Annotated in this window: 19 protein-coding genes and 1 other RNA gene; 10 read left to right on the forward strand and 10 right to left on the reverse strand. The window is 42.2% G+C overall.

The features are described 5' to 3' along the window. Nucleotides 1–83 precede the first annotated feature (83 nt). A complete protein-coding gene (locus PF327_RS02430; RefSeq protein WP_289401174.1) occupies nucleotides 84–1,388 on the forward strand; it encodes a (Fe-S)-binding protein in 1,305 nt (434 codons plus the stop codon). Nucleotides 1,389–1,437: 49 nt separating this feature from the next. Here PF327_RS02430 and PF327_RS02435 read toward each other — a convergent pair whose 3' ends face one another. Genes PF327_RS02435 through panB form a run of 6 tightly spaced genes read right to left on the reverse strand, consistent with a single transcriptional unit; the run spans nucleotide 1,438 to nucleotide 6,543 of the window. Continuing rightward, complete coding sequence (locus PF327_RS02435) at nucleotides 1,438–2,682, reverse strand: ArsS family sensor histidine kinase (RefSeq protein WP_008244516.1); 1,245 nt, start codon at nucleotides 2,680–2,682, stop codon at nucleotides 1,438–1,440. Further along, complete coding sequence (locus tag PF327_RS02440; protein ID WP_038000240.1) at nucleotides 2,679–3,359, reverse strand: response regulator transcription factor; 681 nt, start codon at nucleotides 3,357–3,359, stop codon at nucleotides 2,679–2,681. The genes PF327_RS02435 and PF327_RS02440 overlap by 4 nt, the downstream gene beginning before the upstream one ends. Before the next feature lie 19 nt (nucleotides 3,360–3,378). Next, nucleotides 3,379–4,422 (reverse strand): AI-2E family transporter, encoded by a 1,044-nt coding sequence (locus tag PF327_RS02445; protein WP_289401175.1) that lies wholly within the window; start codon nucleotides 4,420–4,422, stop codon nucleotides 3,379–3,381. After that, nucleotides 4,409–5,422, reverse strand: a complete 1,014-nt coding sequence (gene ruvB, locus PF327_RS02450) for a Holliday junction branch migration DNA helicase RuvB (protein WP_008244522.1) — start codon at nucleotides 5,420–5,422, stop codon at nucleotides 4,409–4,411. Before ruvB ends, PF327_RS02445 begins: the two co-directional genes overlap by 14 nt. A 3-nt stretch (nucleotides 5,423–5,425) precedes the next feature. Beyond that, nucleotides 5,426–5,719 carry a BON domain-containing protein gene (locus PF327_RS02455; RefSeq protein ID WP_289401176.1) on the reverse strand — a complete coding sequence of 98 codons (294 nt, stop codon included), beginning with the start codon at nucleotides 5,717–5,719 and terminating at the stop codon, nucleotides 5,426–5,428. Nucleotides 5,720–5,730: 11 nt separating this feature from the next. Next, nucleotides 5,731–6,543, reverse strand: a complete 813-nt coding sequence (gene panB, locus PF327_RS02460) for a 3-methyl-2-oxobutanoate hydroxymethyltransferase (RefSeq protein WP_289401177.1) — start codon at nucleotides 6,541–6,543, stop codon at nucleotides 5,731–5,733. Between the two features lie 168 nt (nucleotides 6,544–6,711). Here panB and trpA point away from each other — a divergent pair, with 168 nt between their 5' ends. The 4 genes from trpA to PF327_RS02480 all read left to right on the forward strand — a co-directional run bounded on the left by trpA (nucleotide 6,712) and on the right by PF327_RS02480 (nucleotide 13,346). After that, nucleotides 6,712–7,452 carry a tryptophan synthase subunit alpha gene (gene trpA / locus PF327_RS02465; RefSeq protein ID WP_008244526.1) on the forward strand — a complete coding sequence of 247 codons (741 nt, stop codon included), beginning with the start codon at nucleotides 6,712–6,714 and terminating at the stop codon, nucleotides 7,450–7,452. Between the two features lie 185 nt (nucleotides 7,453–7,637). Next, a complete protein-coding gene (gene lgt, locus PF327_RS02470) occupies nucleotides 7,638–8,450 on the forward strand; it encodes a prolipoprotein diacylglyceryl transferase (RefSeq protein ID WP_289401178.1) in 813 nt (270 codons plus the stop codon). Next, complete coding sequence (locus PF327_RS02475) at nucleotides 8,428–11,829, forward strand: BadF/BadG/BcrA/BcrD ATPase family protein (RefSeq protein WP_289401179.1); 3,402 nt, start codon at nucleotides 8,428–8,430, stop codon at nucleotides 11,827–11,829. The genes lgt and PF327_RS02475 overlap by 23 nt, the downstream gene beginning before the upstream one ends. Continuing rightward, on the forward strand, nucleotides 11,826–13,346 hold the full coding sequence (locus PF327_RS02480; protein ID WP_289401180.1) for a hypothetical protein: 1,521 nt from the start codon (nucleotides 11,826–11,828) through the stop codon (nucleotides 13,344–13,346). The genes PF327_RS02475 and PF327_RS02480 overlap by 4 nt, the downstream gene beginning before the upstream one ends. Here the strand turns inward: PF327_RS02480 and PF327_RS02485 are convergent. Continuing rightward, nucleotides 13,343–14,671, reverse strand: coding sequence for a dicarboxylate/amino acid:cation symporter (locus PF327_RS02485; protein ID WP_289401182.1), 1,329 nt, complete (start codon nucleotides 14,669–14,671; stop codon nucleotides 13,343–13,345). The two genes, PF327_RS02480 and PF327_RS02485, sit on opposite strands and share 4 nt — an antisense overlap. Before the next feature lie 205 nt (nucleotides 14,672–14,876). Here PF327_RS02485 and ssrA point away from each other — a divergent pair. After that, nucleotides 14,877–15,251: a transfer-messenger RNA gene (ssrA, locus tag PF327_RS02490) on the forward strand. Nucleotides 15,252–15,262: 11 nt separating this feature from the next. Here ssrA and PF327_RS02495 read toward each other — a convergent pair. Then, nucleotides 15,263–16,267 carry an alanine racemase gene (locus tag PF327_RS02495; RefSeq protein ID WP_289401183.1) on the reverse strand — a complete coding sequence of 335 codons (1,005 nt, stop codon included), beginning with the start codon at nucleotides 16,265–16,267 and terminating at the stop codon, nucleotides 15,263–15,265. 40 nt (nucleotides 16,268–16,307) lie between these two features. Here PF327_RS02495 and PF327_RS02500 point away from each other — a divergent pair, with 40 nt between their 5' ends. Together PF327_RS02500 and PF327_RS02505 are read left to right on the forward strand one after the other, a co-directional pair. After that, complete coding sequence (locus PF327_RS02500) at nucleotides 16,308–17,321, forward strand: agmatine deiminase family protein (RefSeq protein ID WP_289401184.1); 1,014 nt, start codon at nucleotides 16,308–16,310, stop codon at nucleotides 17,319–17,321. Nucleotides 17,322–17,332: 11 nt separating this feature from the next. Beyond that, nucleotides 17,333–18,205, forward strand: coding sequence for a carbon-nitrogen hydrolase (locus PF327_RS02505; protein ID WP_289401185.1), 873 nt, complete (start codon nucleotides 17,333–17,335; stop codon nucleotides 18,203–18,205). Nucleotides 18,206–18,241: 36 nt separating this feature from the next. On the opposite strand, the gene PF327_RS02510 is transcribed toward PF327_RS02505, so the two are convergent. Beyond that, nucleotides 18,242–18,805: an NUDIX domain-containing protein gene (locus PF327_RS02510; protein ID WP_289401186.1), complete on the reverse strand. Its 564-nt coding sequence runs from the start codon at nucleotides 18,803–18,805 to the stop codon at nucleotides 18,242–18,244. Next, on the reverse strand, nucleotides 18,780–20,075 hold the full coding sequence (locus PF327_RS02515; RefSeq protein ID WP_008244549.1) for a peptidoglycan DD-metalloendopeptidase family protein: 1,296 nt from the start codon (nucleotides 20,073–20,075) through the stop codon (nucleotides 18,780–18,782). Before PF327_RS02515 ends, PF327_RS02510 begins: the two co-directional genes overlap by 26 nt. A gap of 142 nt (nucleotides 20,076–20,217) precedes the next feature. On the opposite strand from PF327_RS02515, the gene PF327_RS02520 reads away from it, so the two are divergent. Together PF327_RS02520 and PF327_RS02525 are read left to right on the forward strand one after the other, a co-directional pair. Beyond that, complete coding sequence (locus PF327_RS02520) at nucleotides 20,218–20,901, forward strand: plasminogen-binding N-terminal domain-containing protein (RefSeq protein WP_289401188.1); 684 nt, start codon at nucleotides 20,218–20,220, stop codon at nucleotides 20,899–20,901. Nucleotides 20,902–20,913: 12 nt separating this feature from the next. After that, the gene (locus PF327_RS02525; RefSeq protein ID WP_289401190.1) at nucleotides 20,914–22,302 is read left to right on the forward strand and encodes an FAD-binding oxidoreductase; all 1,389 of its coding nucleotides are present in this window, start codon (nucleotides 20,914–20,916) and stop codon (nucleotides 22,300–22,302) included. The last annotated feature ends 5 nt before the right edge of the window (nucleotides 22,303–22,307 follow it).

Genomic DNA, 22,307 nt, shown 5'->3' on the forward strand with positions numbered 1-22,307 from the left:
AAGCGAAACGATTCGAGAAGGTCAACGATTTTTTCCTACTTTTTCTAAAAAAGTAGATAACAAAACCTTGAACAAGAGGAATTATGAGTAAACAATTAGAAGAGATTTTCAACTTTACCGATACCAGTGAAGCCTGTATCAAATGCGGTAAATGTATCCCCGTATGTACCATTCACCAGGTCAACCCGGATGAGACGACTTCTCCACGTGGGTTCATTGACCTTTTAGGTGCCTATCAGCAAGGACATTTGGAATTAGATAAAAATGCAAAAGATATCTTTGAAAGCTGCTTTTTATGTACCAACTGTGTCGATGTCTGTCCTAACTCATTGGCAACGGATATGGTCATTGAAGAAGTGCGTGCAGATATTGCTGACAAATTTGGTATTGCATGGTTCAAACGTGCATTTTTCTTCTTGCTTCGCCACCGAAAGATCATGGACCTGATGATGAAACTTGGATTCATGTTCAAAACCTGTGCCTTATCTGTGGATGAAAAAGGCAGAGGGCTTAGAGCAAGGTTTTCTCTTCCAATGGTAAAAAAGGGAAGACTGCTTCCATCCATGGCAAAAACAAGCTTTTTAAACAGCCATCCTGAAGAGATACCAGCACCCGTGCAAGAGAAGAAAAACCCTCGTGTCGCCATCTTCATCGGATGTCTTGCCAACTATAACTATACCGATATCGGTGAGAGCTTGGTAAAGATACTGGCCAAACTGAACATCGATGTCTTCATCCCTAAAAAACAGCTCTGTTGCGGTGCACCTGCTTACTTTACCGGAGATGTGAATTCTGTAGAGTTTATGACCAAAAAGAATATCGAATACTTTGAAGGTTTTATGGATGAATGTGATGCCATGTTGATCCCTGAAGCAACCTGTTCAGCCATGGTAAAGCATGATTGGCAGGTCTTCTTTGAAAATCACGATATGCCTGAATGGAAAGAACGTGCACAAAAAGTAGCTGAGAAGATCCATATGGCCACTGCATGGCTCTATAACAATACCGATCTAGTCAAGCTACTGGAAGAAAAAGGTAAAAAGTTTGATGATGTCGTCACGTACCATGACCCATGCCATGCAAGGAAAGTACAGGGTATCTGGCAAGAACCGCGTAATCTACTTGCGCAAAACTATCCGATGCAAGAGATGAGCGATCCAAACCGCTGTTGTGGGTTTGGCGGTGTCACCATGCAAACCGAGAAGTTCCATCTCGCAGAAGCGGCTGGAAAACCTAAAGCAGCCATGATCAAAGATACAAATGCCAAGTATGTCAGTGCAGAATGCTCTGCCTGTAGAGTACAGCTCAGTGAAGCGATGAACAATGCCGATGTGGAGACGATCTTTAAAAATCCTTTAGAGCTTATAGCTGAGGCACTTAAGGATTGAACCCTCTGAAAAACCCATTATGAGTGCGCAGGCTGTTAAGAGGGTTCAATTAACCAAAACGGCAGGCATCCCCTGCCTTGATCACAAAGATATTGTATCCATCAACATACTTATAGTCCAATCCACACCCTAATTTTTCCAAGATATTATGCACAATATAGAGTCCCAGACCAAAACCTGAACTTCTTTTTTCTTCTTGGGAAAAAGGCTCTACATAATAAGAGAGCGGATGCTGCAGCTTCTCACCTTTAGAGCTTATCTCTAAACCGTCCCCTACGGTTTTGAGTGTGACATGTTTGTCTTTACTGTATTTTATACCATTGTCCAATAGATTTTTAATGGCTAAAGCAAGGAGTTTGATATCTGTGGCTAAAGCAACATTTTTCACATCTACCGTCACATTATCTTTCGCCATCATCAAAAGTTCTTGACTTCTACGTATTACTTCATCAAGCATCACATACTCAAAAGTAGGTTCGAAGCTTTGCGTGGTCACTCTCTCTATCTCTGCAAGCTCTGAGATCAGTTCATTCATCCGTTCAAAGGCACGTACAAGTATCTTCTTACTTGCTTCATCTTCCATCATTTCAACTACGATGCGCCCTTTGGTAATAGGTGTTTTAAGCTCATGCATCACATTACGCATAAAAAGGTTTTTAGAGGTACTCAGAGCATTGATATGCACAATAGCATCATCAAAACTTTTTGCGATCTTACCTATCTCATCATCATAGAGATAGGTAATCCGTGTCTGCATATCACCCTGTGCAAATCTTTGTATCTGTTTATGTAATTTTTTTAAAGGATAGAGCTTTCTTAAAACCGCCAGATAGAGTATAAGAAGCACCGCAATAAGAAACACACCCAAAGCCACAGCGATCTCGAAATAATAATTCTCTGCCCTGTCATCTTCCAACAAAAGATTATGCTGCATGCGTTGTACATAGATATAATGCTCATCTTCTATTCTGAATACCCTTACTTGTCCAAGTGAGGAACCTCCGGTAAACACTGTTTCACCCTCTGTCTCTATCTGTTTTTTGATCTTTGTGGCCTTCTTCTCAGAAAGTGGCTTTACACGTAGGTCTTTATAGAGTGCATCCAAGTCTTCTTTTCCCGGATTAAGCTGTAGTTTTGAGAGAAAGGTAATGGAGATAAGTTGATAACGTTTATACTCTTCGATCTTATGCCGGTCTTTATCCCAGGAGAGAAAAAGTAAAAATGTGGCGATCAAGATCAAAATTGCTACAGAGAAGAGAATATGTATAAAGGTTGTTACAGATAAATTTCTCATACTCTGTCAGTTAAAAGGTATCCTACACCACGGATCGGTTTAATGTAGATGTTGTCAGGATCGATCTTTGCGATCTTCTGTCTTATTCGTGAAATGATCACATCGATATTTTTAATAGAACTTTCATCATCAATATGCTCACTTTCATATAAAAGCTGTTCTCTTGAGACAGAACCATTTTTATGCTGCAGGAGCATGCCTAAGATATCATACTCTGCAGCAGTGAGTTCCAAGGACTTACCTTTGAACCGGATCTCTCTGGCATTAGGATCAGCAACAAAAAGTGCCTCTCTTTCCTGCACTTTCTCATCCACACTGTGTGTACGTCTCAAGATCGTTTTGATACGTGTCACCAGTTCTCTAGGATCATAGGGTTTTGGCATATAGTCATCTGCCCCGCGTTCCATACCGATCACTTTATCGGTGATATCATCTCTCGCCGAAGAGATAATAATCGGGATGTTACTTAGTTCACGTATCTTAGGGATCACTTCCAACCCATCCATACCCGGCAACGTCAGGTCCAAAATGATCAGGTCAAATTCATGCTGGGTTAAAAGTGACAGTCCTATATAAGGGTCTTCAGCACCTATGACTTCCATATCATATTTTGTAAGATAGTTTGTTAAGATGAGTGCTAATTCCGGATCATCTTCTATAATAAGTATTTTTATAATGATGTCTTCCTTCTATAACTTAAGTGATGAGTTTACTTTGTTCTTTATGATTATAATCTATATATACTTTAGTAATCGCTATCAAAAATGATGTAATCGCTGGCCCCAATATCATCCCCCAAAAGCCGTAGGTACTCATTCCTGCAATAATAGAGAAAAAGATAACGATCTCATTGATCTCAATCGTACTTTTTAGAAGATCCTCTTTGATCACTTTGATAATCACAGGTTTGATGAATGTATCTGCAATAATCGAAATAACCACAATAGAATACCCCGCAATAAAAATAGCCGTGTTTGCATCCATATTTGACCAAGAGTACAATGTCACGGGTATCCAGACTACCGCCCCTCCGATGACAGGTATCAACGATGCAAAACCATAAATAACCCCCAAAAGCAACCCGTTAAACCCAAAGTAACTCATCATGATCCCAAAGAGAAAACCTTCAAAAATGGCTGTCACGATAATAGAATAAAAAACCACTTCCATCGTAGAGGAAACCTCATGTATCATCTTGGCACTTTTCATCCTGCTCACAGGCATCAGTGCGCGTATCAGATCAAAAAAGCCTTCCCCATAGAAATTAAATATGAAATAAAAGATAAGTACAAGAATCATGTTCTTCACAAATCCAAGACCGGCACTCCCAGCTGTGGTCATGTAAGATGTTGACTCTTGGATATACCCGGCGATCCTTTCATCACTCAAACCTATCTGACTCCACTCCTTGAGATAAGGTATCTTTTGTGTAAAGGTTTGAACGACCGAGGTAACCTCATTAATGGTTTCAACATCAAGTTTGGCGATATACCCTACCCCTGTGGTGGCCATATAGACAATAGGAGCAAAAAGTATCAATATCAAAAGCAAAGAAGTAAAAATAGCACTCAACTTTCTGGAATTAAAATACTTGATCAACTTTTTTGTCAGGTTATAGGTTGCCATAGTCAGTAACATCGCCACCACAATAGAGAGTAAAAATGGTTTGTAGATACTATAGGCACCCATCAGTGAAAGTACAAAAAGTATGGTGATCGTGATACTTTTATTCGTTATCAAAAAGTCCGTCCTTCACTCCACCAAGCTTAAAATGTTCATAACTCTTTTGTGTAGCAATACGGCCACGTGCGGTTCTCTCTATATATCCATTGGCTATCAGGTAAGGTTCCAAAACATCTTCGATAGTACCTTCGTCTTCACTTAGTGCAGCACCTATGGTACTGAGTCCCATAGGTTTGTTTTTCGCAGAGACCAGCAATTCCAAAAGTTGTATATCTTGTTCATCAAATCCTAAATTATTGACACCCAGTTCATCTAAAGCATATTGGGCTCTTTGCAATGTCACTTCTTCTTCATTGGCCACTTCGGAGAAGTCTCTTACGCGTTTAAGCAAACGAAGTGCGATACGCGGTGTGCCCCTGCTTCTACGTGCTATCTCCGTTGCCGCATGTATTTGCGCCGGCTTGTCCAATTTCTGGGCAGCTTGTGCAACAATCTGTGCTAATTCACCAGGTGTATAAAACTGCATACGGAAATGCATGCCAAAACGCTCTCTAAGAGGATTAGAAAGCATCCCTGCCCTTGTCGTTGCCCCGATCAGTGTAAAGCGCGGCAGGTCTATCTTTACTGTTTGTGCAGCAGGTCCAGAACCTATGATGATATCTAAACGGAAATCTTCCATAGCCGGGTAGAGTATCTCTTCTATCGCCGGAGACATACGATGGATCTCATCGATAAACAGAATGTCACCCTCTTCGATATTGGTAAGCAGTGCCGCTAAGTCTCCCGCTTTTTCGATCATCGGTGCAGCGGTCGTTTTTATATTGGCTCCCATCTCTGTAGAGATAATATTTGCAATGGTAGTCTTCCCTAAGCCTGGAGGTCCAAAAAAAAGAATGTGGTCTAATGCCTCTTCTCTTTTTTTACTTGCTTCTATAAAAACTTTCAGATTCTTTTTGATCTTCTCTTGACCGATATACTCATCCCATGAACTAGGACGAAGTGTTGCTTCATAAGAGACCTCTTCATCAAAACGTTCTATTTCAACCATACGTTCCATCTGTTACTCTACCACCAATCGATTGACTACTATGCCTGAACCTTCAACGGAACGTGCGACCGAACCTGCCAAAAATTTCTGCTTTTGCGTATGCACGGTACCCCATAAAATGTTTTTATCGTTTTGTGTATCCACTTTAATATCCATATCACGTAATGCCTGCGTTGTAAGCAGTTTATCGTGTATATCAGAAGCAGAACCTGCTCTTGCTACCGGACTCTGTACCGATCTGTTGTCACTGCAGCCATCTAAATATAACCCTGTAGCCATTCCCATAGCAAGTAAACCTTTAGTCATTTTTCCCTGTCTCAATAGGTATATTCATCACTAGGAAATTCTCTGGCTTTGACCTCATTACGATAGGCCTCAAGCCCTTCACGTACCTGTTTTGCTCCATCAAAATACTGCTTGACAAACTTCGGTTTAAAAGCTTCAAAGAATCCGAACATATCACTCCAAACAAGCACCTGTCCATCTGTGGCATTCCCTGCCCCTATACCGATGGTCGGGACAGAGACCGCTTCGGTGATCACTTTTGCCGCTTCTGCTTTCACCCCTTCCACTACGATGGCAAATGCACCGGCTGCTTCGATTGCCTTGGCATCTTCAATCAGTTTATCAATGTCAGCCTGGTCTTTTCCACGTATTTTATAGCCACCCTCACTGCGTATGAACTGTGGCATGAGTCCTATGTGTCCAAGTACAGCAATGGAGTTTTGTGTCAATGCCTCAATGATATGCGCTCTCTCTTTACCGCCCTCTATCTTGACCGCTTGTGCGTTGGTCTCCTGATACACTCTTGTTGCATTTTTGACTGCAACTTCAGGTGATGTGTACGTACCAAAAGGCATATCCATGACGATCACAGGTAACGTTGCGCCATTGCAAACCGCTTGTGTATGATAGATCATCTGATCCATGGTTGCAGACAGTGTATCTTCTTTTCCCAGAAAACTCATATTAAGACTGTCGCCGACAAGTATCATCTCTACTTCACCATCAAAAATCTGTGCAAACAATGCATCATACGCTGTCACCATAGTAATAGGTTCAACGCCTTTCATCTTTCCAATGGCCGGTAAAGTGACTTTTTTGTCTATTTTTGGGGTATGAATACTCATAGTCTTCCTACATAGTTAAGTATTTCCTACACGTCCTTGCTTTGCTTAGAGCGCTTCGGTTTAGACACTCAAGAGAAGAAACTCTCCTTCTTATCTCATTTGTCTCATTTTATCTAAAAAATGTATAATAACAAAAATATATTACATATTGTCATAAAAGAGTTCACATTGAAAAATTTAGTTGCCTATATTACCACCGGTTTTCCTTCATTGGAATTTACTGTAGATGCCGCTTTGGCTTTGGCAGAAGCAGGTGTAGATACCCTTGAACTGGGCATGCCTTTTTCAGACCCTGTAGCCGATGGTCCTGTCATTGAAAAAGCCAACCTGAAAGCCTTGGAAAACGGTTTTAAACTTGACCATCTGTTTGAAGTGTCTGCGAAGATAACGCCCCATATAGATACATTATGGATGGGATACTTCAACCCTTTTTACCACAAAGGACTAGAGACTTTCATCACTGAAGCAAACAAAGCCGGTGTGAACGGTTTCATCATTCCAGACCTTCCTTTAGAAGAAGCAAAACCTTATAAACCGGCCATAGAAGCCGCGGGTTTGACCCTGATAGATTTCATTGCGCCTACAGACTCCAAAGCACGGATAGAGCAGATTGTGACGGATGCAAAAAAATTCATCTACCTAGTGGCATATGCAGGTATTACAGGTTCTGGACAGAGTGAAGATCTGCAGCCGATCATCACAGATATCAAAGCATTTACAGATACACCGGTCTATGTAGGATTCGGAGTAGATGAAAACACTGCCAAAGATAAAGCCAAAGGTGTAGATGGGGTGATCGTTGGTTCTGCTTTTGTCAAAGTGCTTTTAGATGAACATTTGAGTGATAGCCAAAAGATCACAAAGATCTCTGCTATTGCAAAAGAGATCAAAGAAAAAATAAACAGCTAAAAGGAGCATATGATGGATCCAGGTATAAAAATCGGTATTATTCTGTTAGTTGCATCGATTATTATCGTGGGTGGCGGATATTACTATATGACCAAAAAGCTCCCCAAAGAGTAATTATTCAACCATAAAAGTGTATTAAATAATTTCGAGTATAATACTCTGAATTACAGAAAGGGTTATACTCTATGGAACATTTTATCTGGAACGTCAATCCCAATATCTTAGAATTAGGTCCTTTACAGCTTCGTTGGTACGGTCTGCTCTTTGTGGGTTCATTTTTTCTTGGACTGATGATCCTCACCAAGATCTATAAACGCGAAGGCAAAGATCCTGCTGTTCTTGATTCCATGCTGATCTATGTCATGGTAGGTGCAGTACTGGGTTCGCGTTTGGTACACTGTTTCTTCTATGAACCGGAGTTTTATCTCTCCCATCCCCTCGAGATACTTAAAGTATGGAAAGGCGGGCTTGCGAGCCATGGTGGACTTGCAGGTGTACTGATCGCACTTTATCTGTTTGCAAAACGCTATCACACATCCTATATGTGGCTACTTTCACGTGTTTCCATACCTGGTGCACTGACTGCGGCCTTTGTGCGTTTTGGTAATCTTTTCAATTCAGAGATACTGGGACTCCCGAGTGACAAACCCTGGGCTATCATCTTTGCACGTGTCGATATGCTCCCTAGACATCCCGTGCAACTCTATGAAGCATTTTCCTATATTATTATTTTCCTCCTATTGATTGTCATCTATCGTAAAGTGACGCCTGCTTTTGCAACCAAGATACTTCCTGCTGTCTTTTTAATTACCGTCTTTACTGCGCGTTTCTTTTTGGAATATACCAAAACCAGGCAGGCAGCCTATACGACAGATCTTCCTTTTACAACAGGTCAAATATTAAGTATACCTTATATAATATTGGGTATCTTATGGATGATATGGGCATTTAAAAGTGTATCGAAGGATCAAAAATATGACAAAGCCTCTCATAGCTAAATATGCACTCGGTATTGACATCGGTTCAACGACCGTAAAGTACGTAGTGTGCGATGAACATTTTAATATACTCCAAAAAGCCTATACCCCCCACGATACCAAACAAGCCCCGACACTTTTAAGACTCCTTCAAGAACTCTCCCTTGCACACCCTGATATCTATAACCACATAGACAAAGTCTACATCACCGGTTCAGGCGCCACCCGTATAGCACCCACGATCAATGCACGTTTTGTACAAGAGGTGAATGCTGTTGTCCTGGCCGTTGAACATCTCCATCCTGATGTAAGGGCTGTTGTCGAACTAGGCGGACAGGATGCGAAGATCATGCATTTTAAAGTCAGTGAGGATGGTAAGAAGTCCGTACTTAGCTCTATGAATGACAAATGTGCCTCAGGTACGGGTGCAACGATCGAGAAATGTACGATGAAAGTAGGCATGGAAAGCGATGAGGTTCAGAAACTTTCTTTTGAAACAGACAAACTTCACCATGTTGCAGCCAAGTGCGGGGTCTTTGCCGAAACAGACATCGTAAACCTTGTCAAAACCTCTGTTCCTTCGCATGAGATCATGAACTCACTTGCTGATGCCATCGTGATGCAAAATCTCACTGTCCTGACACGTGGGAATACCCTGATGCCTAAAGTCCTGCTTCTTGGAGGTCCCAACACTTACCTGCCATTTTTACAAGAGTGTTGGCGTATGCGTATCAGTGAACTATGGGATGAGCGTGGTGTACAGTATGACAAAGAGAAGATCAATGAACTCATCATCGTACCTGACAATGCCCAGTATTATGCTGCGTTAGGGGCCGTGATCTTCGGTGAAGGCGAAGCGAACCATGACAAACCTTTTACAGGTCTTATACAGCTTAAAACCCTGGTCGACACAGGAGGAGTGACACAAAATGAGAATGATGATACCCCTCTGGTTTCCAGCCCTGAAGAGTTACAAGCCTTTCAAGAAGAGTACACGATCAAAACGTTCACCCCTCCTCTACTCACAGAAAAAACCACCTGTTTCTTGGGTATAGACGGAGGTTCCACCTCTTCCAAAGCAGTCTTGTGTGATGCACAAGGAGAACTGCTATTGAAGGTCTATCAACTCTCCAAAGGGAACCCCATAGAAGATACCCTGGAGTTACTACAGAAAATACAGGCACAAGACCCACATCACTTCTATGACATTCAGGGCTTAGGTGTAACAGGTTACGCCGCGGATGTACTCGGCGGTGCACTCAATGCAGACGCGAATATCATCGAAACCATCGCACATATGAAAAGTGCACAAAAAGCCTTCGGAGAAGATATCAATGTCATCTGTGATATCGGAGGGCAGGATATCAAAGTGCTTTTCATGGAAAACGGCATGATGAAAAATTTCCGTCTTTCCAACCAATGTTCTGCAGGTAATGGTACCCTGCTTCAAAGTATGGCAAAACAGTTTGGTGTCCCTGTAGAAAACTACGCATACACCGCCTTTACAGCCAAAAAAGCGCCACTCTTTAACTATGGTTGTGCGGTGTTCCTGGACACGGACAGGGTCAACTTTCAAAAAGAGGGCTACAGCAAAGAAGAACTCTTTGCAGGCATTGCCAAAGTCTTGCCTAAAAATGTCTGGCAGTATGTCGTACAGGCACCCAACCTCGCTGCTTTTGGAGACCATTTTGTGCTGCAAGGTGGTACCCAGTACAATCAAGCTGCCCTTAAAGCCCAAGTAGACTATATCAAAGAGAAAGTACCGCATGCCAGAGTAGATGTACACCCTCATCCCGGAGAAGCCGGTGCCTATGGTGCAGCACTAGAAGCCAAAGATATGGTCGAGCAACGAGGGTATGCGACCTTTGTCGGTATGGAAGAAGCATTACAGATGACCTACACCTCCAGAACCGATGAGAGCACACGTTGTCACTTTTGCAGTATCAACTGTTCACGTACCTTTATAGACACACAAACCCCTTCATCTGACACTGTACGTTACATCGCAGGATTCTCATGTGAAGAGGGTACCGTGGAGTCCCATGAAGCACTCAAACTACTTAAAGAGGGGAGAAAAGCATTACAGAAAAACACCCCTAACCTTGTCAAAAAAGAGTCCATGTCACTCTTTGCACCTACCTATGACCTGGAGACAAAACCTACAGCTGCAACTCAAGTCAAAGAGCAACAGGTCAAAGTGACACTGGGTGGCTGGGGACCGACATTAAGAAAAGAGGTCACCAGAAACTTTTTGGAAAGTAGCCAAGAGAGTAAAACTTACAGAAAGAATCTGCAGATAGCCATACCCAAAGTGCTGAACGTTTACTCTTTGGCCCCTTTTTTACGTACCTATCTCGAAGCACTTGACCTTAGTCCTATGAACATACAGTTTTCAGGTTTTTCCAATGAAGACATGTTCCTGGAAGGGGCAAAATACGGCTCCGTAGATTCTTGCTACCCGGCAAAAGTGGCCCAATCTCATGTCTATTCACTGATGTACTCTAAAAAGTTTTCCAAAAAACACTTTGATCATCTCTGGTTCCCTGCGGTCACCCATCTTCCCGGCTATCTCAAACATACGATGGGCCAAACATCCTGTCCTATCATCTCAGGTACACCAAAAGTAGTCTACTCTGCCTTCACCAAAGAGAAAAACCTCTTTGAAGAAAAAGGCATTGATTACGTAGAAGATGCACTCAATTTTGACAACCATGACTTACTGAAAAAACAGCTTTTTCACACCTGGAGAGATAAACTCCGTATCACTGAAGATGAGAATAACTGGGCAGTAGAGCAGGCATGGAAAGCGTTGGATCAAAATGATGCGAAGATCATGCAGGAGGGACGCAGTATCTTAGATGAAGCTGTTGCTAATGACGAGATCGTGATCTTACTGCTAGGACGTCCTTACCATTCAGACCCGGGACTGAACCATGAAGTCTTGGACGAATTCCAATCCTTAGGGTTTAAAACACTCTCCATGCGTGCCATTCCCAAAGATGAAGATTATCTGATGCAGTACTTCAAAGAGGATGTCGACTTTGGTTATGTTGAATCCCCTTATGACATACGCGATGTATGGGCAGAGAACTTTTCAACCAATTCTGCACAAAAGGTCTGGGCAGCCAAATTTGCAGCACGGCATCCTAATGTTGCCGTACTTGACCTTTCCAGTTTCAAATGCGGTCATGATGCACCGACCTACGCGATCATTGATAAAATATTAGGGGCAAGCCGTACACCACACTTGACCCTGCATGATATCGATGCCAACAAACCCGGCGGATCCATAAAAATACGTGTGAAGACCTTTGCCTATACACTGGAACAATATCAAAAACGACTTACCCATCCACAACAGACAACGCACAATCCAACACAAGAGGAGATAAGAGTATGAGTGAAGTATGCAGTAACATGAGACCTCCCCAAAGTAATGGTGATCTGTCGTTCATCAATACAACCCAGACACAATGGAGGGATGTACCACAAGAAACTATCAAGTATGCACCCAAAGAGGAAACTATTCTGCTTTCGGGTGGATTGACCATTTTGCAGGATAAGCTCATACAGTCTGCCCTGCAGTCACTGGGGGAGAATTATATCTCTATCCCCAACCCCGATTTTGAATCCTTTCAAAAAGGGAAAGCTTTTGGAAACAGAGGCCAGTGCAACCCTACCTATTTCACTGTCGGGAACCTTGTCAAATACTTACAAAAACTTCGTGATGAGAAGGGTCTGAGCAGTGAAGAGATTGTACGAAAATATGTCTACATCACTGCAGGTGGTTGTGGGCCTTGCCGTTTTGGCATGTATATTACCGAATACAAAAAAGCCTTGAGGGATGCAGGTTTTGATGGTCTCAGGATCACATCTTTTGACCACGACAAAGGCATTTTTCAGGGAGATGAGATCGATGATGGAATTTTGAACTTCACCCCTCACTTTTTTATCACCCTCACCAAGGCGGTGATCATCGGTGATATCATGAATATACTTGGCTACAAGATGCGTCCTTATGAAGTAGAAGTTGGCAGTGTCGATGCAGCCATGAAACAGTGTGAAGATCTTGTCTCTGAAGCATTCTTAGAAAAAAAGAGTTTGGTAAAAACATTATGGAAATGCCGAAGGGTCTTGGAAGAGGTAAAACTCGACCGATTGCAGCCCAAAGCCAAGGTCATGGTCATGGGTGAATTTTGGGCGGCTATGACAGAAGGTGATGGAAACTACAACCTACATCGATTTTTAGAATCCGAGGGTGCAGAGTGTATACCGCAGCCTATCATCAACCGTTTGCTTTTAAATCTTTGGGAAGCAGAACGTGCTGTACACAAAAGGGAAAATCTACAGGTTGAAGATGCCAACAAAATAGACTTCTCTTCTGTGAAAACACGGGTGCTTATCAAGCTGGGCAAGGCAGCGATCAAAACCCATTTCGCCCTCTATGCAAAAGCCATCGGTCTCCATGACTATGAGATACCTGACATGGATAAACTTGCCCGTTTGGGACAAGAGTACTATACACTTGACTGTGACGGGGGTGAAGGGCATTTGGAAGTAGCACACCTCATCGAAAGTGTCAAAGAGAACATTTCACACCTTGTCATCTCCGTCAAACCTTTTGGATGTATGCCCTCTTCTTCGGTCTCAGACGGGGTACAGTCGCTGGTCACAAGCCGTTTTCCTGAAGCCAATTTCCTTGCCATAGAGACATCAGGAGAAGGCGCAGCGAACTTTTACTCACGTGTACAGATGGCTCTGTTCAAAGCAAAACAATCGGCAAAAGAGGAATTTGAAAATTTAACACTGCCAGAGGAGATACCGGATAGAATACACAACTATCTCTATCAGCCTAAAAGTGAAAAAGCAGGTACTGCTTCACAATTGGTCGCAAGTTTAGAAGAGAGAAGGCTTTAGCCTTCCTCTGTCTTATGGATAATATCAGCCAACCCCTCTTCTTCGGCTTCATCAATATCCAGTGCTTCTACTTCTCCAGCCTTGGCATCTCTGAATACTGATCTATCCAACTCTTTTTCACTCTTAGCCACGATACAGGTCACAACAGCATCCCCTGTGACATTCACAGAAGTACGTATCATGTCAAGCAGTCTGTCAACACCCAAAATGAGTCCTATGCCTTCTACAGGAAGTCCTACCTGCACAAAGACCATGGAGAGCATGATGAGCCCTACACCGGGTACGCCTGCCGTTCCTACGGAAGCCAGCACAGACATAAGTATCACCGTTAGATAACCGCTTAACCCCAGTTCAACGCCATACACATTTGCTATAAAGACCGTCGCCACTCCCTGCATGATGGCCGTACCGTCCATATTGATCGTGGCCCCGAAAGGTACAGTGAATGAAGCCACCGAGTTATCTACCCCCATACGCTTTGTCACAGATCTCAGTGTGACGGGTATGGTCGCATTGGAACTTGCTGTGGAGAAAGCAAAGACCTGTGCATCCCGTATCTTCTGTAAGAACATTTTAGGACTCAGCCCGGAAAAAAGTTTGAGTAGGATCATCAGCGTGCCAAAAAGATGCAGTAACAACGCAGCCACAAGCACCAGTACATACCCGGCCAGACTGATAAGAAGATCCAAACCGAGTTCAGAAATCGCTTTGGCAAGCAATGCAAACACAGCGACAGGTGCTACAGACATAATGATATTGACCATATGCATCATCGCTTCATTAAGAACTTCTACCCCCTCTGCAATGTTTTGTGCTTTTTTCCCTACCATTAACAATGAGATACCGAACAAAATAGAGAAGAAGATGATCTGCAACATATTCCCGTAAGCAAAGGCATGAATGACATTATCAGGGATAATGTTGATGAGTACTTCCGAAAGAGGTGGTGCTTCCTTGGCTATGAAAGTTGTTGTAGCTGTACCATTCGCACCAGAACCAGGGGCCACTATGATCGCCAAACCTATAGCAGTAGCGATCGCGATAGCCGTCGTTAACATATAAAGTCCAAATGACTTTACCCCTACACTTCCCAACTTCCGTACATCTCCTATACCCAGTACACCCGAGATAAGTGAGAAGAAGACCAAAGGGACCACAAGCATCTTCAGTGCGGTAATGAACATCTTTCCTATGATATAGAAGATTCCTCCTACGACATACTCCTGCACAAAACTGCCTTCATTGTTCCAGCCACCGATATTGATCACCAATCCTACAATGATCCCCAGGAGCATCGACCATAATACTTTTTGTGTGAGTGTCATATATGTTGTTCCTCTTCCCTTATATTCCCAGATTCTAGATACCTATTTATCTATCTTTAAACCATATTTTCTTTGTTTGTCTATCCGAAAAACCTACGTGTAATGGAGTCGATCAGGATTGCTGCATTATAACAAAAAACGTTATTTTCTCACCCTATTGACAAATTAACTTAAAAGTGTTACACTCCGCCATCTTTACAGATATGGGGATGACTTGGTTTCGACTGGAGTAGTCGGGGCTATGTGCATGTCGGACTGGGCAATTCCGTTACGCGGCCCACACGCGAATAAACGCAAACAATACAGATTATCGTCCAGCTTACGCAGTAGCGTAAGTCATTAACCCCGCTAACGCGGAGGACTGCTTCGCCGGTGAGTGTCATCTTAACCGGATTTTGAAGTATCACATCTGATGACTATGCTCCCTGGAAGCTATGCCAGGGTGTGAGAATTTTAGCTCGTCTTGTAAAGTTTTGAGTGTAGTACAAAGCAGGATTAAAATTAACAACACTGACTAAGCATGTAGAGTCATGGTTCTATCTATTTTAGGACAGGGGTTCAATTCCCCTCATCTCCACCAAATCACAAAATTTAAATCACTTCCTTTGCGATATCAGCAGATAATCCTGTTGTAACTTCATAAGAAATAGTCCCAAACTGTTTTGCAGCCACTTGTGCATCATCCATCACACACACTTCTTCTTTATCTGACTCAAGAGAGATAGAGTCCATAGAGACACGTCCTAGTACAGGTAACCCCTCACTTGTGACATAAGGTTGAGCACTATTCCCTCTAGACCATCCATCACCATAGCCTAGATCATAGGTAGATACTGTCATATCCTCTGTAGCGATGAAGTCCCCTCCGTATCCTATGCGTTCTCCAGCTTTTAATACTTTGCTTGATATCTTTTTAGCATGTAGTGACATTACAGGATATAGTGTCACTTCATCAAAAAGGTGCGGCAGTTCATTGTATCCATAAATACCAATTCCTACACGGACAAGATCTTCATCAAAACTTTTACTTCTAAGAATAGCGGCTGTATTATGCGAATGTACTCTTACATTCGTAAAACCGGCTTCTTTTACTCTCTGTTTCACAGTTTCAAACTGCTTCTGCTGCCAAAAGAATTCAGAGCTCAATTCATCTGAACTCCGGTAATGCGTCATCACACCGATAAGGTCTACCCCTTGTTCTTCGATCAAAGCAAATGCTTCATCCAGCTCATCCAAAGCTATCCCGTTACGGTGCATTCCTGTGTCTACTTTGAGTTCTACTTTTGCACCTTTTTGGGCTTTTTTGATATCTTCCAAAGTATTGATCGTAAAAGAATACTTCTCATCTTTTATGATACTGTCACCCAATATCAGTATCGTTTCAAAGAGGGATCTTATCTGCTCTGCTTCTGCCGTTTTACGTACGACTGCATGTCTGATACCAAACTCTGATGCCAGTTTCCCCATCAGTTCCAGCCCATGACCATAGGCATTGTCTTTAAGGACAATTGCGATCTTCTCAACTGAGCCAGTTTTTAGTGCAATTTGGTTAAGATTATGATAGAAATTTTGTTTATTTATTTTAATAAATGCCATGACGAGATTATACCAAAATAGATAATAAAAAGAGGTCCATATGATTACTATGCCGGCTGAATGGGAAAAACAGCGTGCTGTACTATTATCTTTCCCCCATGAAAAGACAGACTGGCATGATCCAGACAATCCAGCAGACTTGGAAGCCAGTCTCTCACCATTTATACGTATCGCACAAGCAATCGCTTATGGAGAGGCCGTTTACATCATCTGTAAAGAGAAAGAAAAAATTGCAAATATGTTCTGTTCCACACGGAATATGACTTTCATAGAGATACCTACCAACGATACATGGATACGTGACTACGGATACATCAGTATAAAAGAAAATGATGAAGTAAAACTACTTGACTTCACCTTCGATGGCTGGGGAGGCAAATTTGAAGCTTCTCTTGACAATGCTGTCAACACTGCTTTACACCAAAAAGGATACCTTGGTACTACGCCTCTTGAACATATTGATTTTGTTCTTGAGGGAGGGTCGATAGAAAGCGATGGTGAAGGAACCATTCTCACTACCTCTACATGCCTTTGTAACCCGAATAGAAACGGTGGGATAAGCAAAAAAGAGATAGAAGAGAAACTACGTACCTACCTGGGTGCACAAAGAGTTCTATGGCTGGACCATGGGTATCTTTCAGGTGATGATACAGACAGTCATATAGATACCTTGGCAAGGTTTGTCAACAAAACGACCATCATGTATGTCAAGTGTGAAGATACAAAAGATGAACACTATGAAGCACTACAAAAAATGGAAGCACAACTGAAAAACTTTACCACAGCAGAGGGGAAACCCTATACATTGATCCCACTCCCCATGTGTGAAGCAAAATATAATAATGAAAATGAAAGACTGCCTGCAACCTATGCCAACTTTCTCATTACCAACGATGCACTGATCTACCCTACCTACGATGATAAAAATGACACTAAGGTGGGAGAGATATTTAAAGAAGTATTTCCTGACAGGGAAATCATCCCTGTGAATTGTTTAAGACTGATAGAACAAGGCGGAAGTCTGCACTGCTCTACGATGCAGATAGTATATTAAAAAGGATTTTTATGAAAACAGCACTGATCCAACAAGCTTACCATGGCAGTAAAGAACAAACCCTCCAAGTCACTTTAGAGAAGATAAAAGAAGCTGCACAAAACGGTGCAGAGCTTGTTGTCTTACAGGAGCTTCACCAGACAGAGTATTTCTGTCAAAGTGAAGATACCAAATTTTTTGATTATGCCGCTCATTTTGAATCTGATGTAGCATTTTGGGGCACTGTTGCAAAAGAGAACCATGTCGTTCTGGTCACTTCACTTTTTGAAAAACGTGCAGCAGGCCTCTACCATAACACAGCCGTCATCTTCGAAAAAGATGGTTCTGTTGCAGGGAAATACCGCAAAATGCACATCCCTGATGACCCCGGCTTTTATGAGAAGTTTTACTTTACCCCGGGAGATCTTGGGTTTGAACCGATACAAACTTCAGTAGGGAAATTAGGTGTACTGGTCTGCTGGGACCAATGGTACCCGGAAGCTGCGCGAGCCATGACACTCAAAGGGGCAGAAATACTTATCTATCCTACTGCTATTGGCTGGTTTGAAGCAGACAGTGAAGAAGAAAAAGCAAGGCAACTAGACAGCTGGATCACCATACAGCGTTCTCATGCCATCGCGAATGGATTGCCGGTAATAAGCTGCAACCGTGTAGGCTTTGAAGCGGACAGTGCCGGTGTGATGGCCGGTACGCGTTTTTGGGGCAACTCTTTTGTATGTGGTGCACAAGGAGAGATGCTGGTACATGCGGATGACAAGAGTGAAACCATACTCTATTCAGAGATCGAACATTCACGCACCAAAGAGGTACGTGATATCTGGCCATTTTTACGTGACAGACGTATAGAGGAGTATAGTTGTTTACTCAAAAGGTATTGCGACTAACATTTTTGCTGTTGTGGCATATGAGTCAACAGAAATTTAATTTCGCTCAAACCACCACATAAATGCAAACATGAGGCCTGGTGTTTTGGCGATGTTTTCATCATAGATCAGTTTCTTTGCATCATCTACAGGCAGGTAGACAACCTCAATCTGTTCATGATCCACACCACCGCCTTCACTCACTTTCATACGCTCTCCGACTTCGGCAAAATAAAGTGTCTGTTTACTCCCTGCAAAGCCAACCGAAGTATGAAAAGAAGTGATCTTTTCGATGTTTGAAAGGGGAACATCATAGCCGCACTCCTCTTCGACTTCCTCTTTTACAATTTCTACTAAAGAAAGTTCTTTATCTACGATACCTGCACACAGTTCTACAGTCATACCATTTTCATTATTCAAGTACACGGCTGGACGAAACTGTTTGACCAAAACAAATGATCGCTTTTCTTTATGATATAGAAGAATGGCAACACTATCATGTGCTTCAACGATCTCCCATGATTTTTGAATACCCTCTTGTTCATAAGTGGCAAAGGATGTTGTTATGAATTGGGCATTGACCAAAGGCTGAAGTTTAAAGTGCTTGATCCGTTTTCCCATCTTCCACACCTATGCTCATTTGTTCATATCCCTCCCAAATAAAAGGGGTACTTTTTTCTTTAAGATATGCCAAAAGCTTTTCTTCATTCTCTTTTGCATTCTTGATCACGACTTTTTTGTATTTTGTTTTAGTCACATCTTTATATTCAGTAATTTTCTTTAAAACGGTATCTTTGATCGACGTCTTACGCAGTACTCGCATCGGGTCTATCCATCTTCCGTTTTTCTTTAGCCCAAAATGTAAATGAGGGCCCGTACTTCTTCCTGTACTACCAACATACCCTATGATCTGACCTTTCTTCACGTGCTCTCCTCTTTTGACACGTATCCGACTCTGATGCGCATAGAGTGATTCATATCCTCCAGAATGCTTGATCTTCACCACTTTACCATATCCTCTCATACGGCCGGAAAAACTAACCTTTCCTGAATTTACTGCAAGAAGCGGTGTACCTCTTCTTGCACCAAAATCTGTACCATGATGTGGACGATATCGTTTTAATATAGGGTGATATCTTCTATGACTGAAGGAAGAAGTGATACGAACATGACGTAAAGGCATACCAAAACGGGAAGAGGTACTTTTTACAGGGACCCTACGGGTATAGGTTACTTTTTCTTTACCTGTTACGGTATAGGCTTGAGACTTTTTAGTGCTTTTATAGCCGTAGCCATCTTCATCTGCATAGATAAACTGCCGTTTCTTTCTAGATTCAAGCAGAGCGATTTTAACATAAGGCATAGTGTGTGGTTGGCCCATTCTCGTTTTTTGTGAATAGATAAATGAAACTTTATCACCCTTTTGAAATTTTTTTGTGTTGACCGTACCTTTAAAAAGTTGTCCTATTTTATCTGCCAATGAAGGATGATACAAGGCATTCGTAACATCTGTATACAGATTTGTTTCTATGGTAACCGTAGCACCGTATTCTTTTTCTTTATACTCTATAGGGATAATGTCGAAGCTATATACATCACTGTTGTGCTCTTTAGCCAACCTTATCTGCATCTCCTCTCCTATCGGGATCAATGCCTGTTCAAGTGTACCATTATGATCTTTCAATTCATAAAAAAGTTGATCCCCCTCTATTTCAGAGAGAAACTGGATATCTGCTTTTGAAATATCACTAAGTATCTCTTTAGAGATCTCTTTAGAGTCTAAATATTCTGAAAATGTTTTCCCTTTTTCCCAATGTCCAAGTGTCACTTTCGCACCAAATAAGGAACTTGATATCAAGATCCATACCACTATTTTTTTAAGACTTCCCATTCGCTACCGTTATCCCTACTGCTTAGTTGGATATTATTATAACTTAAGTAGGTTAATCTACCTGCTACACTACAAACATCAATAAACTTTTACTATATTGTTTGTATAATCAATACGATTATTTAACACTTAAAGGACCGCTATGCGCAAAATAGCTCTTATCACTCTACTCTCTTTACCACTTTTTGCAGGTTTTTTTCCTCAAACAGTGTACACTTCTGTCAAATCTGTAAAAGGAGATACCATTACACTCAATAAAAAATTTCCTGTCGATGGTATGAGTGGTGTTGTAATACATAATTACGGCAATGACCTGACAGCGATCACAAGTCGTATTGCCCAAACTTCATCGGGTGAATCCGTAGCATTGGTCAGTAAAGATATCCTCCATCATGATGAGCTTCCTACTATCAAAACACCTATTTCAGTGAAAGACAAGGTCATCGGCGGATACCTTTATGAGAATGTGCTTCTTTTAGCACCGGATGCAGATACCTATGCAAAAATCACCTCTGCACATCATAAAAAATGGATACATCCGGATCTTTTTGCCATGTATCTTTCTGCTGAAGGGGAAGAACAACCAACAAGAGAAAACCTTGCGCGTTTTGCAAAAAAATATCAAGTAGGTCTGGTCTATATCGTACGTAAGAACTCTGCTGTACTTTTAGACCCTATCTCTGCAAAAATCGTCTCTGAACAGTCCATGACAGATCTTCCTGCTAAAGGGTCATTTCCCTTTTATATGCGTTTGAAATCACTTAATTCAGGATGGTTCGGCAGTGACGTCGAGGGCAACTATTACAATACAATGAAATCTTTATAATGGAAGTCAATCATGTTAGATAAAAAACACATCAAATATTTTGAAACACTTGTCGGGGAAGAGAATGTCTACAGCGACAAAGCTCACCTTATCGCATATTCTTATGATGCTACACGTACACGCTATGAACCTGAAGCCGTTATCTTTCCAAGAGATGAAGCGGATGTAAGTGCCATTCTCAAATACTGTAACGAACACCAGATCGTCATTACGCCAAGAGGTGCGGGTTCAGGATTTACGGGTGGTGCACTTCCATCTCAAGGTGGTATCACTTTGGGCATGGAAAAGCATATGAACAAGATCCTAGAGATCGATATGGAAAACATGGTAGCCGTCGTACAGCCGGGGGTCATCAATATGGACCTGCAAAAAGCAGTTGAAGAAGTAGGACTTTTTTATCCGCCTGATCCTGCCAGTGAGCAGTACTCTACGCTCGGAGGGAACGTCAGTGAAAATGCAGGGGGGATGCGTGCAGCAAAATACGGTCTTACCAAAGACTATGTGATGGCCCTTCGTGCCGTACGTCCGAACGGTGACATCATCCGTGCAGGGAAACGTACCATCAAAGATGTGGCCGGTTATAACATCGCAGGTATTCTTATCGCGAGTGAAGGCACATTGGCTGTGATCACAGAGATCACACTGAAGCTCATTCCTAAACCTAAGTTTACCAAAGCCTATATGGGTATCTTCCCTTCGGTGGATGATGCGATGAATGCAGTATTCAAATCACTTGCAGCAGGGGCAAATCCTGTAGCTATGGAGTTTATGGATGACCTGGTGGTCCAGGCACTCAAAGAAAAACTGGGCATCAACCTGCCAGAAGATGCAGGTGCACTGCTCATCGGTGATGTAGATGGAAATGTGATCGAAGAGGTAGAGTTTCAGTTAGAGACCTTGGAAAAATCATTTAAAGAGAATGGTGCCCAGGAGTTCATCATTGCACATGACGCCCAAAAGAGGGATGAACTTTGGTATGCGAGACGTAATGCTTCCCCATCCATCACGATCTTTGGAAGCAAAAAACTCAATGAAGATATCTCTGTACCAAGAAGTATGCTGCCTGAAGCACTGGAACGTATCTACGCCGTAGGGAACAAATATGGATTTAAAGTGCCATGTTTTGGACACGCAGGGGATGGTAATATCCACGTCAACGTGATGGTAGATGGTTCGGATGAGCAACAGCTTCATGATGGACACAAGGCGATAGAAGAGATCTTTGAACTCGTCGTAGAGATGGGAGGAACTCTGAGTGGGGAACATGGTATAGGAACAAGTAAAGCACCGTTCATGAACATCGCATTTAATGAGGTAGAGCTTGATCTTTTCAAAAGTATTAAACAGGCATTTGACCCGAATAACATACTCAATCCGGGGAAAATGGGATTACCGAACTGACAATT

Origin of the sequence: Sulfurovum xiamenensis, from assembly GCF_030347995.1 — a bacterium.
GTDB lineage: Bacteria > Campylobacterota > Campylobacteria > Campylobacterales > Sulfurovaceae > Sulfurovum > Sulfurovum xiamenensis.

Bases quoted from the DNA above. Each gene is read 5' to 3' on its own strand.
- PF327_RS02435 (WP_008244516.1), bottom strand. From the start codon at position 2,682: ATGAGAAATTTATCTGTAACAACCTTTATACATATTCTCTTCTCTGTA.
- PF327_RS02480 (WP_289401180.1), top strand. From the start codon at position 11,826: ATGAGTGAAGTATGCAGTAACATGAGACCTCCCCAAAGTAATGGTGAT.
- PF327_RS02430 (WP_289401174.1), top strand. From the start codon at position 84: ATGAGTAAACAATTAGAAGAGATTTTCAACTTTACCGATACCAGTGAA.
- PF327_RS02510 (WP_289401186.1), bottom strand. From the start codon at position 18,805: ATGGGAAAACGGATCAAGCACTTTAAACTTCAGCCTTTGGTCAATGCC.
- PF327_RS02505 (WP_289401185.1), top strand. From the start codon at position 17,333: ATGAAAACAGCACTGATCCAACAAGCTTACCATGGCAGTAAAGAACAA.
- PF327_RS02495 (WP_289401183.1), bottom strand. From the start codon at position 16,267: ATGGCATTTATTAAAATAAATAAACAAAATTTCTATCATAATCTTAAC.
- PF327_RS02500 (WP_289401184.1), top strand. From the start codon at position 16,308: ATGATTACTATGCCGGCTGAATGGGAAAAACAGCGTGCTGTACTATTA.
- lgt (WP_289401178.1), top strand. From the start codon at position 7,638: ATGGAACATTTTATCTGGAACGTCAATCCCAATATCTTAGAATTAGGT.
- PF327_RS02515 (WP_008244549.1), bottom strand. From the start codon at position 20,075: ATGGGAAGTCTTAAAAAAATAGTGGTATGGATCTTGATATCAAGTTCC.
- PF327_RS02455 (WP_289401176.1), bottom strand. From the start codon at position 5,719: ATGACTAAAGGTTTACTTGCTATGGGAATGGCTACAGGGTTATATTTA.
- PF327_RS02485 (WP_289401182.1), bottom strand. From the start codon at position 14,671: ATGACACTCACACAAAAAGTATTATGGTCGATGCTCCTGGGGATCATT.
- PF327_RS02475 (WP_289401179.1), top strand. From the start codon at position 8,428: ATGACAAAGCCTCTCATAGCTAAATATGCACTCGGTATTGACATCGGT.
- PF327_RS02525 (WP_289401190.1), top strand. From the start codon at position 20,914: ATGTTAGATAAAAAACACATCAAATATTTTGAAACACTTGTCGGGGAA.
- PF327_RS02520 (WP_289401188.1), top strand. From the start codon at position 20,218: ATGCGCAAAATAGCTCTTATCACTCTACTCTCTTTACCACTTTTTGCA.
- ruvB (WP_008244522.1), bottom strand. From the start codon at position 5,422: ATGGAACGTATGGTTGAAATAGAACGTTTTGATGAAGAGGTCTCTTAT.
- panB (WP_289401177.1), bottom strand. From the start codon at position 6,543: ATGAGTATTCATACCCCAAAAATAGACAAAAAAGTCACTTTACCGGCC.